Raw genomic sequence first — 14,975 nt, 5'->3', positions numbered from 1 at the left:
TTCGACGTCACTGCAAGGAGGCAGGCGATGGAGCACACCGACACGACCGCACGCGACATGCAGAACTACGACGGTGTGAGGTTCGACGAATGGGTCCGACTGGTCGGCAACCGGTTCGTGCCACTCGTCCTGTCGACGATCGACCCCGACGGATTCTCCGGAAGCCTTCGGACGCGGGTCGTCGACGGCACGTGCGTCACCGACATCGCGGCATCCTCGCACCGGGTGCACCGCTCCCGGGCATCGATCAGCGACGACGACCCCCACCACCTGAAGCTCAGCATGCAGCTGACCGGCACCGCGCTCGTGATGCAGGACGGCCGCAGCGCCCACCTCTCCCCCGGCGACGTCGCCATCTATGACACGGCCCGGCCGTACACGCTCGAGTACGCCGGTCAGATGCGCTCGCTCGTGATGATCTTCCCCCACAGCATGCTCGGGCTCTCCGCCAACCTCGTGCCCACCGTCACGGCCGTACGCCTGCGCGGTGACACGGGGATCGGCCGCGTGATCTGCCCGTTCATGCAGCACCTGGCCGAGGACCTCGATCAGCTGGACGGCGTCAACGGCGCCCGCATCATCCGCAGCGCCTTCGACCTCATCACGGCGTTGCTCTCGGCGGAGCTGCAGAGCTCGACCGCCCGCGAACCCTGGCGTGTGACACTCGACGCCGTCGCGCACTACATCGACGGGCACCTCGACGACCCCGGCCTGAACACCGACTCGATCGCCCGGGCGCATTTCATCTCCGCGCGACAGCTGCAGTACCTCTTCCAAGAGGAGGGCGAGACCGTCTCGGGCTACATCCGTTCCCGGCGCCTCGAGCGCTGCCGGCTCGATCTCGAAGACGCCGCGCAGACCTCACGGTCGATCGTGCAGATCGCCCAAGCCTGGGGCTTCATCGACCCGAGCCACTTCAGCAAGCTGTTCAAGTCGACCTACGGGCACGGCCCACGCGACCACCGTCTGCAGCACCTCGACGCCGCGGCTCTGGCCGGCTGATCCCCGGCGCCGCGGGACTGTTCGCTCCACGACACGTGGCGTGCGCCACAGCCCGAGAGCGATCCGGCCCGCGCGGCTTGACTGGGCGCACGAATCTGCTCAGGGAGGATCAGATGACTCAGACACAGACGGCGACGCTGCTCGCCGAGATCACGGTCGACGAAGCGGTCGGCCGAGCGATCCCGGATGCCGCCACCGGAGACACCATCGGCTACGCGCCCGTTCACACCGCGGCCGACCTCGATCGGGCGGTGGCGACGGCGCGCGCCGCCCAACCGGCGTGGGCGGCCCTCACGCACTCCGAACGCTCGGCGATCCTGCATCGGGCCGCCGACGAGATCGATCTGCACGCCGAAGAGCTCGCGCAGATCATCGCGCGCGAGCAGGGCAAGCCGCTCAACGGCCCCGGCGCCCGCTTCGAAGCCGGGGGGTGCGCCGTGTGGGTCCGTCAAGCGGCGGACACCGCGCTCGAGCCGGAGGTGCTGTTCGAGGCCGAGGGCACGCGCTCCGAGCTGCACTACGCCCCGCTCGGCGTCGTCGGCGCGATCGGCCCGTGGAACTGGATGGACCTGATCGCGATCTGGCAGATCGCTCCCTCGCTCCGCATGGGAAACACGGTGGTCGCGAAGCCCAGCGAGTACACGCCGCTCAGCGTTCTCGCGGTGGCGGCGCTGCTGAATCGGCACCTGCCGGACGGTGTTCTGACGGTGGTGGCCGGCGGGCGCGACGTGGGCGAGGCGATCGCCTCGCACCCCGACCTCGACAAGATCATGTTCACCGGTTCCACCGCCACGGGCCGCCGCATCATCGAGGGCTCGGCGCACAATCTGGCCCGGCTCACCCTCGAACTCGGCGGGAACGACGCGGGCATCGTGCTGCCGGGCACGGATGTCGCGGCGATCGCCCAGGGACTGTTCTGGGGCATCTTCATCAACACCGGTCAGACGTGTGCGGCGCTCAAGCGCCTGTACGTGCACGACTCGCTGTACGACGACGTGGTGTCGGCGCTCGCGGAGCTCGCCGAGACGACGCCCATGGGTGCGGGGACCGACGAGGGCAGCGCCCTCGGTCCCCTGTCGACGGCGCAGCAGTTCGACATCGTCTCCCGTCTGGTGGACGACGCTCGGACGCGCGGCGCACGCATCGTCACGGGCGGTGAGGCGGCCCCCGAACTCGGACCGCACTTCTACCGCGCCACCGTGGTCGCCGACATCGACGACGACGCAGCACTGGTGGCCGAGGAACAGTTCGGCCCCGTCATCCCGGTCCTGCGCTACACCGACCTGGATGACGCCGTCGCCCGGGCGAACGCGACCGACCAGGGACTCGGCGCCTCCGTGTGGGGCGCCGATGTCGACGAAGCGCTCGTCGTGGCGGCGCGACTGGAGGCCGGCACCGTGTGGATCAACCAGCACGGCACACTCAACCCGCTCGTCCCGTTCGGCGGCGTGAAGGGGTCGGGGTACGGGATGGAGTTCGGCCGGGAGGGTTTGAAGGCCGTCGCCGCCCCCAAGGTCATCACGCGGTGATTCCGGCGGTGAACGCCGGCGCACCGGGTGGGCGTGTGCCCATCCGGTGCGCCGGTGAGGGTCGGCGACGACCCGCGGTCTCAGGACCGGGACACGCCGTAGATCGGCGACAGGGCCTGCTCTGCCTCGTTGTCGGGTCCGAGGGGGATGCCACGGCGATCCCGCAGCAGGAGGGTGGCGATCAGACCGAGCGCCGCCATCCCCACCAGGTAGATCGAGACCGACCAGGTGGTGCCGGTGGACTGCACGAGCGCGGTGGCGATCGTGGGGGCGAACGCGCCGCCGAGGATCGCGCCGATCGCGTACGAGATCGACACCCCCGAGAAGCGCACGGAGGCGGGGAACAGCTCCGCGTAGAGCGCCGCCTGCGGGCCGTAGGTGAAGCCGAGGCCCACCGTCAGGATGAGGAGCCCCAAGAACACCAGGCCGATCGAGCCGGTGTTCACGAGCGGGAACAGCGTCACCGCACCGATCGCCAGGGCGATCCAGCCGATGATGTACGTGGTGCGCCGGCCGATGATGTCGCTCAGCCAACCGGACACCCACGTGAAGGCGAGCCAGCCCACCGCGGCTCCCGCGACCGCCCACAGCACGGGGCCACGGTCGAGACCGAGCGGGCCCGCCGGGTTGGTCGCGTAGTTCTGGATGTACCCGCCGGTGGACATGTACCCCGCGGCGTTGTTGCCCGCGAAGACGAACGCGGCGATGATCACGAGCGCCCAGTGCTTGCGGAACAGCTGGATGATGGGGGTCTTCGTCCCCTCGCGGCGCTCGGCGAGTTCGACGAACACCGGGCTCTCCTCGACGCGCTTGCGGATGTAGTAGCCGACGAAGATCAGGACGACGCTGAAGAGGAACGGCACGCGCCATCCCCACTCGAGGAAGGCGTCCCCGGGCGCGATGAGCGCCATGATCGCCATCATCCCGGATGCCAGGAGGAGGCCGATCGGCACGCCGATCTGCGGGGAGGCGCCGAACAGCCCGCGCTTGTTCTTCGGGGCGTGCTCGACGGCCATCAGCACGGCGCCGCCCCACTCTCCACCGGCGGAGATCCCCTGCAGGATGCGCAGGAAGATGAGCAGGATCGGAGCGGCGATGCCGATCGCCGCGTAGGTCGGGAGCAGACCCACGAGGGTGGTGGACACGCCCATGAGGATCAGCGTGACCATGAGGACGACGCGGCGCCCGTACTTGTCGCCGAAGTGTCCGGCGAGGAAGGCGCCCAGGGGGCGGAACAGGAAGCTGAGACCCACCGTCAGGAACGACAGGATCAGCGCGATACCCGGGCCCGCGGGTTCGAAGAAGACCGCGGCGAAGACGAGCCCCGCGGCCTGCGCGTAGATGAAGAAGTCGTACCACTCGACCGTGGTGCCGACGACGGTGGCGAAGACGACGCGCCTCCGGTCGGCGGTGGTGGAGATGGTGCCGGTGGGCGTGAATCCGCCCGCTGTGGGTGAGGTTGGAGAACTCATCGTTGGGTGTCCCTTTTCGACGTCACTGTCAGGTGGTCGGTTGAACCGCCGTCTCGGATCATATACGATTTCGAATACGACGCAACGAGCGAAGGAGCCCGATGGTGAGCACGACGGATGCCGCCGACCCGCGATTCGCGGCGCTGCCCGCCCGGCCCGGGAAGATCATCGCGGTCCACCTGAGCTATCGCTCTCGCGCTGACCAACGGGGTCGACGTCCGGCCGACCCCTCCTATTTCTTCAAGCCCTCGAGCTCGCTCGCACCTTCGGGTTCGACGATCGAGCGTCCCGCGGGCACCGAGCTCCTCGCCTTCGAGGGCGAGATCGCCCTCGTGATCGGAGCCCCCGCTCGCCGTGTTTCCGCGGCGGACGCGTGGAGCCACGTGGCCGCGGTGACGGCCGCGAACGACTTCGGCGTCTACGACCTGCGCGCGAACGACAAGGGTTCGAACGTGAGGTCGAAAGGTCGCGACGGGTACACCCCGCTCGGCCCTCGGCTCATTCCCGCGGCGACCGTCTCTCCGACCGAACTGCGCGTGCGCACGTGGGTCGATGGCGCGCTCGTCCAGGACGACACGACCCGCGATCTTCTCTTCCCCCTCGCGCAGCTTGTCGCCGATCTCTCGCAGCATTTCACCCTCGAACCGGGGGACGTCATCCTCACCGGCACCCCGGCGGGGTCGAGCGTGGTTCTCCCGGGGTCGGTGGTCGAGGTCGAGGTCGACGCACCCGGCGCGCCCGGCGCCCCGAGCTCGGGACGCCTGGTCACGACCGTGGTCCAGGGCGACGCGGCGTTCGACGGCGCACTCGGTTCCCTGCCGTCGGTCGACGACCACCAGCGCACCGAGGCATGGGGTTCGCGCGAGAGCGCGGGCCTTCCCCCCGTCCCCGAACCGTTCCGCCTGACGAGCGAGCTGCGGGAGAAACTCCGGCGCGTCCCCGTCGCGGGTCTGTCCGCACAATTGCGCAAGCGCGGGTTGAACGACGTCACGATCGATGGCGTGGCGGCGATGCACCCCGGCCTCCCGCTCGTCGGGCTCGCCCGCACGCTCCGCTTCGTCCCCCACCGCGAAGACCTCTTCGCCTCGCACGGCGGCGGCTACAACGCTCAGAAGCGCGCGTTCGACACCGTCGGCGAGGGCGAGGTCATCGTGATCGAAGCCCGTGGCGAGTCGGGGTCCGGCACGCTCGGCGACATCCTGGCGCTGCGCGCGAAGGTCCGCGGTGCCGCCGGCATCGTGACCGACGGGGGCGTGCGCGACTACGACGCCGTCGCAGAGGTCGGTCTTCCGGTCTTCTCCCGGGGCGCCCACCCGGCCGTCCTGGGTCGGCGGCACGTGCCGTGGGACACCGACGTGACGATCGGATGCGGGGGAACGACGGTGCAGCCCGGCGACGTCATCGTGGGCGACCGCGACGGGGTCATCGTCATCCCGCCCGCGCTCGTCGAGGAGGTCGTCGACGCCGCGCTCGCCCAGGAGGAGGAGGACGCGTGGATCGCGGACCAAGTGGCGGCCGGGCACCCCGTGGAGGGGCTCTTTCCGATGAACGCGCAGTGGCGCGCCCGCTTCGAGGAGGAGCGCTCGTGAGCACCCCCGACGCGACGCTCAGCAAGTCACGGCAGGCATATCACTGGATCAAGGAGCGCATCGCGCGTCAGGAGTTCACCCCCGGCTATCGGCTCGTCCTCGGCTCGATCGCGGGCGACCTCGACATGAGCGTCGTCCCCGTGCGCGAGGCGATCCGCCAGCTCGAGGCCGAGGGGCTGGTGACCTTCGAGCGCAACGTCGGGGCGCGGGTGTCCATGGTCGACGACTCGCAGTACCGGTTCAGCATGCAGTCGCTCAGCATCCTCGAGGGGGCCGCGACCGCGCTGTCGGCGAGATCGCTCACCGTCGACGACGTCCGTCGAGCCCGCGCCGTGAACGAACTGATGGTCGAGACCCTGCAGCATTTCGACCCCCGGGCCTTCACGGCGCTGAACCAGGAGTTCCACGCCATCCTCTTCGAGAAGTGCGCGAACCCGCGCATGCTCGAGCTCGTTCGGGCCGAATGGGCCCGCCTCGGGCATCTGCGCGACTCGACGTTCAGCTTCGTGCCCGGTCGCGCCGCCGAGTCGGTGCGTGAGCACGAGAACATCCTCGTCCTCATCGAGACCGGCGCTCCGCTCGCCGAGATCGAGAAGACCGCCCGTCGCCACAGGTCCGCGACGCTCGACGCCTACCTCATCCACGAGCACCCCGACGAGTCGCTCGGTCTCCCCGCCTTTTGAACCGGATGCCACCGGCATCCACCCCTCCATCGAAGGAGCATCCATGACCCGCCGCACTCCGGCCGATCTGCCCACGCGCATCCAGCACTACATCGGCGGACGCTTCGTCGACTCGATCGACGGTGACGAGTTCGACGTCCTCGACCCCGTCACCAACGAGACGTACGTCCGCGCCGCGGCGGGCAAGAAGGCCGACATCGACGCCGCCGTCGCTGCCGCACGCACCGCCTTCACCGAAGGGCCCTGGCCGCGCATGCTCGCCCGCGAGCGCTCCCGCGTGCTGCACCGCATCGCCGACATCGTCGAGTCGCGCGACGCACGCCTCGCGGAGCTCGAGTCCTTCGACTCGGGCCTGCCGATCACCCAGGCGCTCGGGCAGGCGCGGCGCGCGGCCGAGAACTTCCGGTTCTTCGCCGACCTGATCGTGGCGCAGACCGACGACGCGTTCAAGGTGCCCGGGCGACAGCTGAACTACGTCAACCGCAAGCCCATCGGCGTCGCGGGGCTCATCACGCCGTGGAACACCCCGTTCATGCTCGAGTCGTGGAAGCTCGGTCCGGCCCTCGCGACGGGAAACACCGTCGTCCTCAAGCCCGCGGAGTTCACGCCGCTGTCCGCCTCGCTGTGGGCGGGGATCTTCGAGGAGGCGGGACTCCCGGAGGGCGTCTTCAACCTGGTCAACGGCCTCGGCGAAGACGCCGGCGACGCCCTGGTGAAGCACCCGGACGTGCCGCTCATCTCGTTCACGGGCGAGAGCCGCACGGGGCAGATCATCTTCGCCAACGCCGCGCCCTTCCTCAAGGGCCTCTCGATGGAGCTGGGCGGCAAGAGCCCCGCGATCGTCTTCGCCGACGCCGACCTGGATGCCGCGATCGACGCGACCATCTTCGGCGTGTTCTCGCTCAACGGCGAGCGCTGCACCGCGGGGAGTCGCATCCTCGTCGAGCGGTCGGTGTACGACGAGTTCGTCGAGCGGTATGCCGCCCAGGCCGACCGCGTCAAGGTCGGGTACCCCGACGACCCCGAGACCGAGGTCGGCGCGCTCGTGCACCCCGAGCACTACGAGAAGGTCATGTCGTACGTCGAGCTCGGCAAGACCGAGGGGCGTCTGGTCGCCGGTGGCGGTCGTCCGGACGATTTCGCCGAGGGGAACTTCGTCCGTCCCACGGTGTTCGCCGACGTCGCCTCCGATGCCCGCATCTTCCAGGAGGAGATCTTCGGCCCGGTCGTCGCGATCACGCCCTTCGACACCGACGAGGAAGCCCTCGCGCTGGCGAACAACACCAGATACGGCCTCGCCGCCTACGTGTGGACGAACGACCTGAAGCGCGCCCACCTGTTCGCGCAGAACGTCGAGGCGGGCATGGTGTGGCTGAACTCCAACAACGTCCGCGACCTCCGGACGCCGTTCGGCGGGGTGAAGGCCTCCGGTCTCGGCCACGAGGGCGGGTACCGCTCCATCGACTTCTACACCGACCAGCAGGCCGTGCACATCACGCTCGGACCCGCCCACAACCCCACCTTCGGCAAAGGAGCCTGAGATGACCGACCGCAGCCAGATGACCCGCACCTCCTCGGGGTTCTTCGTCTCGCAGGAGGCGCCGATCCAGGCCGAGAACCCCATCCCGACACCCGTGGCGCCGGCGCCCGACATCCTTCGCTGCGCGTACATGGAGCTCGTGGTGACCGACCTCGCGGCATCCCGCGAGTTCTACGTCGACGTGCTCGGCCTGTACGTTACGGAGGAGGACGGGAACGCGATCTACCTCCGCTCCACCGAGGAGTTCATCCACCACAACCTCGTGCTGCGCGAGGGCCCGGTCGCGGCCGTCGCCGCGTTCTCGTACCGCGTGCGCAGCGCCGATGACCTCGACAAAGCGGTCGCCTTCTACTCCGAACTCGGATGCCGCGTCGAGCGGCGCCCCGGCGGCTTCACGAAGGGCATCGGCGACTCGGTCCGCGTGGAGGACCCCCTCGGGTTCCCCTACGAGTTCTTCTTCGCCACCGAGCACGTCGAGCGCCTGTCGTGGCGTTACGACCTGCACACCCCCGGGGAGCTCGTGCGCCTGGACCACTTCAATCAGGTCACCCCCGACGTGCCCCGCGCGGTGAACTTCATGCAGTCGCTCGGCTTCCGCGTCACCGAGGACATCCAGGATGACGAGGGAACGGTGTACGCCGCGTGGATGCGCCGTAAGCCCACCGTGCACGACACCGCCATGACCGGGGGTGACGGCCCCCGCATGCATCACGTCGCTTTCGCGACCCACGAGAAGCACAACATCCTCGCGATCTGCGACAAGCTCGGCGCCCTCCGGCGGTCGGATGCCATCGAGCGGGGTCCCGGCCGCCACGGCGTCTCGAACGCGTTCTACCTGTACCTCCGCGACCCCGACGGTCACCGCGTCGAGATCTACACGCAGGACTATTACACCGGCGACCCGGACAACCCCGTGGTCACGTGGGACGTCCACGACAACCAGCGACGTGACTGGTGGGGAAACCCCGTCGTGCCGTCCTGGTACACCGAGGCCTCGCTCGTCCTCGACCTCGACGGCAACCCGCAGCCGGTGCGCGCGCGCACCGACGCGAGCGAGATGGCCGTGACGATCGGCGCGGACGGCTTCAGCTACACGCGTGCTCCCGAGGACACCGCACCCACGCCCGAGTTCAAGCTCGGCAACCAGCTCTGACATGCTGTCGGACGATCAGATCCGCACGATCGCGGCGGAGCTCGCCGAGGCCGACCGCACCCACTCGGTGATCCCGCGCATCACGGCGCGATTCCCGGATGCCACGGTCGAGGACTCGTACGCGATCCAGGGCCGTTGGCGCGACGCGCAGGTCGCCGCCGGGCGCACCCTGGTGGGGCGCAAGATCGGGCTGACCTCGAAGGCGATGCAGCAGGCCACCGGCATCACCGAGCCGGACTACGGTGTCATGTTCGACGACACCGTGTACCGCTCCGGCGATGAGATCCCGGTGGAGCTCTTCTCGAACGTCCGCATCGAGGTCGAACTCGCGTTCGTGCTGAAGCATCCCCTCGAGGGGCCCGGCTGCACGCTCGAGGAGGCTCTCGCGGCCATCGACTACGCGGTCCCCGCGCTCGAGGTGCTGAACTCCCACATCGAGCTCGAGGGTCGCACGATCGTCGACACGATCTCGGACAACGCCGCCTACGGCGCGATGGTGCTCGGCGACATCCGAAAGCGTCCCGACGAGATCGACCTGCGCTGGGTACCCGGTGTCCTCTCCCGCAATGGCGACATCGAAGAGACCGGCGTCGCCGCGGGCGTGCTCGGACACCCCGCGACCGGCGTCGCGTGGCTGGCCAACAAGTTCGCGCAGCACAGTGCCCGGCTCGAAGCCGGCGAGATCATCCTGGCCGGTTCGTTCACTCGGCCGATGTGGGTGTCGCGGGGCGATAGCGTGCTGTGCGACTACGGACCGATGGGAAGAATCGAATGCCGCTTCGTCTAGACCCCACCTTCCGCGAGCGTCTGGCCGACGCCTCCCGTCCCCTCGCGGGGATCTGGGTGTGCTCGGGCAGCCCGCTCGTCGCCGAGATCGTCGCGGGGTCGGGCGCCGACTGGGTCCTCGTCGACATGGAGCACTCCCCCAACGGGCTCACCTCCGTCCTCGGCCAGCTGCAGGCGATCGCCGCGTACCCGGCGACGCCGGTGGTGCGCGTCCCCATCGGTGACACCGTGACGCTCAAGCAGGTGCTCGACCTCGGCGCGCAGAACATCCTCGTGCCGATGGTGTCCTCCGCCGACCAGGCGCGGGAGCTCGTCTCCGCGGTGCGTTACCCGCCCCGGGGCGTCCGGGGCGTGGGGTCGGCGCTCGCGCGCTCGGCCCGGTGGAACCGCGTCGACGACTACCTCACCCGCGCCGACGATCACGTCTCGCTGTTCGTCCAGGTCGAGACGTTGGACGGCGTCGACGCGGCGGGCGAGATCGCTGCCGTCGACGGCATCGACGGCGTCTTCGTCGGCCCGAGCGACCTCGCGGCATCCATGGACCTCCTCGGCCGGCAGACGCACCCGGATGTCGTCGCCGCCGCGCTGCGGGCGTTCGAGGCGGTGCGCACCGTCGGGAAGCCGGTGGGGGTGAACGCCTTCGACCCCCTCGCCGCGCAGGCGTACGTGGAGGCGGGAGCGTCATTCCTCCTCGTCGGCGCCGATGTCGCTCTCCTGGCCCGGGGGTCGGAGGCCCTCGCGGCGCGCTGGTCGTCGGATGCCGCCGACGAGGGGCGCGCGAGCTACTGACCTCCCGTCCGCCTCAGCGGGTGGCAAGTTCGCGGGCGGACAGTTCGGCGAGCACGCCGTCCGCCCACTCGCGCGCCACCTCGGCGGCATCCAACGGGCCGCCGGCATCGTGGCGACCGTACTCGCCGACCCGCGACGCCCCGCACGCGGCGAGTGCCTCGTCGATCATCTCGCTGCCCCGCGAGTACGTCTTGGTATAACTGCGGTCGCCGAGACCGAACACCGCATACCGGATGCCATCCAGCGCGGGACGCTCGGCCAGGAGGCGTTCACGCAGCCCCCGGACGTTGGTGGGCAGTTCACCGTCGCCGTAGGTCGAACACACAATCAGGTGCACGCGTCGGGGGTCGAGATCGGCGGGGTCCAGGTCGCCCAGGTCGACGACACGGGTCTCGCCGCGATCGCCGAGGTGGCGCGCGAGATCCTCCGCGACGAGCTCGGCGTTGCCCGACTCGGTGCCGAAAAGAATAGTGACGTGCTCCGCGCCCGCGCCGCCTGCTCCCGGGCGCGACACCTCGGCCACGGGAAGCGGGATCGACGGGTCCGTCGCGGCGGCGAGCAGTTCCTCGCGCGTGCGCAGCTTCGCGCGAACGCGCCCGGGCGCCGCACTGAGCGTCTCGCGGACGTCGATGCGCCGCCATCCGTCGAAGTCGACGCGCGCGGGCAGCTCGAGGGCGTCGATGCCTCTCGAGCCCCCGGCGAGCGCGCCCGAGGCGAGATCGTCGGCGAGGGCGCGGGCGAGGGCGCGCGAGTCCGAACGCTGGTCGGGGATCGTCCCTCGCGGCCCCCGCCGCAGCCAGCCCGCCACGTAGAGCCCGGGTTCAATGCGGCCATCCGGGTGCGCTCCCGGCTCGACGAGGGTGGCCGGGCCGGCGGCGAAGCCGACGGCGGTGACCACGGCATCGGCTTCGAGGCGCACCTCACCGCCGTCCCCCCGGAACACCACGCTCTGCACCGACGCCGCACCCTGGATCTCCTGCGGAGCGAGACCGAACCACCAGTGCACCTGCACTCGCGCGCGATCGTCGGATGCGGCTGCCAGGGCGCGGACGGCGTCGACCCGCGCATCCTTCCCGTCGGCGACGCCGAGGAGGTCGGGCTGGTGCACCGTGTGCCCCACCCCGGCGATGCTCGCGAGTTCGCGCACCATGACGGGATCGAACTTCGCCACCTGGGGGGCGGAGCGTCCGACGACGTGGACGACGCGCACGGCGCCGGCCAGCCGCGCGTGGACGGCGTCGTCGACATCGCTCCCGTCGAGGTCGGCGCTCGTGCGCGATAGCAGTCGCACGACATCGAGAGCGACGTTGCCGTGGCCGATGACGACCACCCGCCGCCCGAGAGCGATGTCGTCGTCCGAGTGATCGGGGTGCCCGTTGAGCACGCGTGTCAGCGTTCCCGCGCCGACGACCCCGGGGAGATCGGCCCCGGGCATGTTCAGGCGCGCGTCCGCGGACAGCCCCGACGCGAGCACGACGGCGTCGAAGGCCGAGCGCATCGCGTCCAGCGAGACCTCCTGCCCGATCGTGACGCCCCCGTGGAAACGCACGCCCTCCTCGGTGAAGAGTCGGTCGAACTGGCGTGCCACCGATTTCGTGCCCTGATGGTCGGCGGCGACGCCGTAGCGCACGAGACCGTACGGTACGGGCAGCCGCTCGAAGACGTCGATCTCCGCTGCGGGAAAGGAGCGGCGGACGGCCTGCGCGGTGAAGCAGCCCGCGGGACCCGACCCGACGATGGCGACACGCGGCGCCGCCACGCCGGGATCAGTGGGTCGCATCTCTGTCGCGGGGGTGGCGGCAGCGGCTGCGTCCCACGTGACCGGCAGCTCCAGCATGCCGCGGAACACCCAGCCGCCGATCACGGCCGGCCGTTCGGGATGCGGGTCGACCCCGCGAAGGCGCTCGAACAGGCGCGGAAGGCCGACCGTGGCGACCTCGGCCTTCGCCACCCACGCCCCCAGGCACACGTGCACGCCCTTGCTGAAAGCCAGGTGCGGCTTGACCTCACGGCGGATGTCGAACCGCGCGGCATCCGCCCAGACGTTCTCGTCGCGATTGGCCGAGAGCACGCAGATGCCGAGCTTCGCCCCGGCGGGAAGCTGCACCCCGGCGAGCACGGTGTCGGTGGTGACCTGCCGCGAATAGAGCCCGATGGGCGCGATCCAGCGGATGGCCTCGTCGAAGACCGCGGGCCAGAGGGAGGGATCGGCCTCGACCGCCCGGCGCTGATCCGGGTGCTCGAGCAGCGCCCACGCGGCGACGCCGAGGGCGTCGCGTGGCTCGTTCAGGCCACCGCCGATCGTCATCTTGACGTTCGCCCGGATCTTCTCGATCGGCATCTCGTAGTCGGGAATCCGCAGCAGCGTCGAGATGAGCGAGTGGTCGGGGTTCTTCGCATGCCACGCGAGCATCTCGTCCAGCGCGGCGTCGACTTCGTCGAACGACCGCTTTCCTTTGGCCCAGACCTCGGGGTCGTCGGCGTAGTTGCCGGTGGCGTCGATCAGTGTCTGCGACCAGCGCTGCAGGTCTTCCTGGTGCACATTGTGGAAGCCGAGGATCTCCCGCAGGTTCTCCGCGGAGTAGGGCGCGGCGAAGTCCCAGACGATGTCGGCTCCGGGTCCCTTCGCGATCATCTCGTCGAGGTAGCGATCCGCGTTGCGCTCGAACACGCTCGTCCACGTGCGCTTGACCACGCCTGGCCGCAGCACCGGCTGCCAGGCCTTTCGCTCCGGGTAATGCTCCGGATCGTCGCGGCGAAGCATCGAGTGCCCCATGGCGCGGATCTGGAGCGATCCCTCCTCGTTCGCCGAGAACGTCTCCTGGTCGAACTCGGTCGTGTGCACCGCGTCGTAGCTCGTGATGAGGTAACGCCCGACGTTCGGCACCCAGTGCACGCCGCCCTCGGCACGCAGACGGTCGTAGATCGGGAACGGGTCACGGTAGAGATCGGGGATCGTCACCCAGTCGGCGATGGGGGCGGGTCGGCTCACGGCGCACTTCCTCGTGTCGTGGTTCAGCGGCGAACACTTCGAGTATCGTTCGAGTCAAACACCGGGGAAAGCGGCTTTTTCCGGGTTTTGTCTTCGTCATATCCGATGTGAGGTGTCCCCGTGCTCCCCGTTCCCGACTTCACCCTGCGGCAACTCGGATACCTCACGGCGGTGGCGGATGCCGGCACGATCGCCGCCGCGGCCGCCGAACTGCGCGTGTCTTCCTCGACGCTCTCCGAGGCTCTCGCCGAACTCGACCGGGTCGTCGGCACCGCGCTCACCGTGCGGCGGCGCGCGCACGGCGTCTCCCTGACCAGCGCGGGAGTTCACGTCGTCGACCGCGCCCGCCCGCTGCTGGCGGCCTCGCGCGAGATCATGATCGGGCTCCGCGCGGATCCCGGGGAACTCGTCGGACCGATCACGATCGGCTGCTATCCGACCCTCGCCCCCACCGTCCTCCCCCCGCTCCTGCACGACTTCGGGGAGGCCCATCCCCGCGTCGACCTGCACATTCGCGAGGCCACCCACGACCAGCTCGAGGGGCGGATCGAATCGGGCGAGGTCGACGTCGCGTTCGTCTACGACACGCTCGTCCCGGGCCACCCACGCCGCGAACGCCTGTTCGCGCTGCCCGCACACGTGCTGCTGGCCGCTGACGATCCGCTCGCCCAGGCCGACACCGTCCGGCTCGAGGACGTCGCGTCGCGAGACCTCATCCTGCTGGACGCGCCTCCGTCCTCCGCGCACACGCTCTCCCTGTTTGAAGCCCGCGGACTCACCCCTCGCATCCGTCATCGCACCGCAAGTTACGAGGCGGTTCGCACGCTCGTGGGAAGGGGGCTGGGGTACGGCATCCTCGTCCAACGTCCCGCGAATCCGGCGAGCTACGAGGGCTACCCTGTCGCCATGAAGGAGATCTCCCCGCCCGTCGAGCCCGTCGGCATCGACGTGATCTGGTCGGCGACGATCGATCCGCCCGAGCGCGTGCGGGCGCTGGTGTCCTTCGCCCGCTCGATCAGCTGGACGTCGGCGTGAGCGCCCTCGTGTGGGCCGTGAAACGGTCGCTGCTCGGGTACGTACGCGGGATGAGCGACGGAGTGGTGGCGACGACGGGCGGCGCCCAGGAAGACCCCGCCGGCTTCGTCTTCCCCGGCGAGGGCGTGGTGTTCTCGGGCAGCGTCACCTTCACCGGCCACGGCGGCATGATGCGCGTCGTCCTCGCCGACCCGTCTCTCACCGCGCACGGGGAGACCTGGATGCTGGAGATCGCCGACCCCGACGACGCCGCGCTGCGGCTGCCCTTCGCCGAGGTCGCGAGCTTCGACGGATCGACCGGCACGGGCGTCTCGCTGACGGCGGCGGGCGCTGATCTGTTCTTCGGCCCCTACGAGGCGGGCACGCCGCTGGAGGACTTCACCATCCGGGCATGACGGTGCGTCA

Annotated in this window: 12 protein-coding genes; 10 read left to right on the top strand and 2 right to left on the bottom strand. The window is 69.9% G+C overall.

From position 1 onward, the window contains the following. The first annotated feature begins 27 nt into the window (after positions 1-27). Positions 28-1,002, top strand: a complete 975-nt coding sequence (locus tag AC3WLZ_RS03875) for an AraC-like ligand-binding domain-containing protein (protein ID WP_492469128.1) — start codon at positions 28-30, stop codon at positions 1,000-1,002. A gap of 113 nt (positions 1,003-1,115) precedes the next feature. After that, positions 1,116-2,531, top strand: a complete 1,416-nt coding sequence (locus AC3WLZ_RS03870; RefSeq protein WP_492469127.1) for an aldehyde dehydrogenase family protein — start codon at positions 1,116-1,118, stop codon at positions 2,529-2,531. Positions 2,532-2,611: 80 nt separating this feature from the next. Here the strand turns inward: AC3WLZ_RS03870 and AC3WLZ_RS03865 are convergent, their stop codons facing one another. Next, positions 2,612-4,003, bottom strand: coding sequence for an MFS transporter (locus AC3WLZ_RS03865; RefSeq protein ID WP_492469126.1), 1,392 nt, complete (start codon positions 4,001-4,003; stop codon positions 2,612-2,614). Between the two features lie 101 nt (positions 4,004-4,104). Here AC3WLZ_RS03865 and AC3WLZ_RS03860 point away from each other — a divergent pair, with 101 nt between their 5' ends. The 6 genes from AC3WLZ_RS03860 to AC3WLZ_RS03835 are packed head-to-tail and all read left to right on the top strand — an operon-like array spanning position 4,105 to position 10,543. Then, on the top strand, positions 4,105-5,592 hold the full coding sequence (locus AC3WLZ_RS03860) for a fumarylacetoacetate hydrolase family protein (protein WP_492469125.1): 1,488 nt from the start codon (positions 4,105-4,107) through the stop codon (positions 5,590-5,592). Then, positions 5,589-6,275, top strand: coding sequence for a GntR family transcriptional regulator (locus AC3WLZ_RS03855; protein WP_412923773.1), 687 nt, complete (start codon positions 5,589-5,591; stop codon positions 6,273-6,275). The genes AC3WLZ_RS03860 and AC3WLZ_RS03855 overlap by 4 nt, the downstream gene beginning before the upstream one ends. A gap of 43 nt (positions 6,276-6,318) precedes the next feature. Further along, entirely contained in the window at positions 6,319-7,815 is a 1,497-nt protein-coding gene (gene hpaE, locus AC3WLZ_RS03850; RefSeq protein WP_492469124.1) for a 5-carboxymethyl-2-hydroxymuconate semialdehyde dehydrogenase, read from the top strand. Position 7,816: 1 nt separating this feature from the next. After that, positions 7,817-8,968: a 3,4-dihydroxyphenylacetate 2,3-dioxygenase gene (hpaD, locus tag AC3WLZ_RS03845; RefSeq protein WP_412923771.1), complete on the top strand. Its 1,152-nt coding sequence runs from the start codon at positions 7,817-7,819 to the stop codon at positions 8,966-8,968. Between the two features lies 1 nt (position 8,969). Beyond that, complete coding sequence (locus AC3WLZ_RS03840; protein ID WP_492469123.1) at positions 8,970-9,755, top strand: 2-keto-4-pentenoate hydratase; 786 nt, start codon at positions 8,970-8,972, stop codon at positions 9,753-9,755. Further along, positions 9,740-10,543 carry an HpcH/HpaI aldolase family protein gene (locus AC3WLZ_RS03835; RefSeq protein WP_492469122.1) on the top strand — a complete coding sequence of 268 codons (804 nt, stop codon included), beginning with the start codon at positions 9,740-9,742 and terminating at the stop codon, positions 10,541-10,543. Before AC3WLZ_RS03840 ends, AC3WLZ_RS03835 begins: the two co-directional genes overlap by 16 nt. Before the next feature lie 13 nt (positions 10,544-10,556). Here AC3WLZ_RS03835 and AC3WLZ_RS03830 read toward each other — a convergent pair whose 3' ends face one another. Beyond that, entirely contained in the window at positions 10,557-13,535 is a 2,979-nt protein-coding gene (locus AC3WLZ_RS03830) for a cytochrome P450 (protein WP_492469120.1), read from the bottom strand. Positions 13,536-13,655: 120 nt separating this feature from the next. On the opposite strand from AC3WLZ_RS03830, the gene AC3WLZ_RS03825 reads away from it, so the two are divergent. Both AC3WLZ_RS03825 and AC3WLZ_RS03820 read left to right on the top strand, forming a co-directional pair. Continuing rightward, positions 13,656-14,570 (top strand): LysR substrate-binding domain-containing protein, encoded by a 915-nt coding sequence (locus tag AC3WLZ_RS03825; RefSeq protein WP_412923767.1) that lies wholly within the window; start codon positions 13,656-13,658, stop codon positions 14,568-14,570. Further along, a complete protein-coding gene (locus tag AC3WLZ_RS03820) occupies positions 14,567-14,965 on the top strand; it encodes an HtaA domain-containing protein (RefSeq protein ID WP_492469118.1) in 399 nt (132 codons plus the stop codon). Before AC3WLZ_RS03825 ends, AC3WLZ_RS03820 begins: the two co-directional genes overlap by 4 nt. Positions 14,966-14,975: the final 10 nt, after the last annotated feature.

The organism is Microbacterium sp. FW305-3-2-15-F-LB2 (assembly GCF_058787255.1).
Note: the sequence above shows the minus strand (reverse complement) of the source record. Positions and strands in the feature narration are given on the sequence as shown.

What these genes read in the sequence shown, in the direction of transcription:
- AC3WLZ_RS03870 (WP_492469127.1), top strand. Translation starts at nt 1,116, where the DNA reads ATGACTCAGACACAGACGGCGACGCTGCTCGCCGAGATCACGGTCGAC.
- AC3WLZ_RS03835 (WP_492469122.1), top strand. Translation starts at nt 9,740, where the DNA reads ATGCCGCTTCGTCTAGACCCCACCTTCCGCGAGCGTCTGGCCGACGCC.
- AC3WLZ_RS03860 (WP_492469125.1), top strand. Translation starts at nt 4,105, where the DNA reads ATGGTGAGCACGACGGATGCCGCCGACCCGCGATTCGCGGCGCTGCCC.
- AC3WLZ_RS03865 (WP_492469126.1), bottom strand. Translation starts at nt 4,003, where the DNA reads ATGAGTTCTCCAACCTCACCCACAGCGGGCGGATTCACGCCCACCGGC.
- hpaE (WP_492469124.1), top strand. Translation starts at nt 6,319, where the DNA reads ATGACCCGCCGCACTCCGGCCGATCTGCCCACGCGCATCCAGCACTAC.
- AC3WLZ_RS03840 (WP_492469123.1), top strand. Translation starts at nt 8,970, where the DNA reads ATGCTGTCGGACGATCAGATCCGCACGATCGCGGCGGAGCTCGCCGAG.
- hpaD (WP_412923771.1), top strand. Translation starts at nt 7,817, where the DNA reads ATGACCGACCGCAGCCAGATGACCCGCACCTCCTCGGGGTTCTTCGTC.
- AC3WLZ_RS03875 (WP_492469128.1), top strand. Translation starts at nt 28, where the DNA reads ATGGAGCACACCGACACGACCGCACGCGACATGCAGAACTACGACGGT.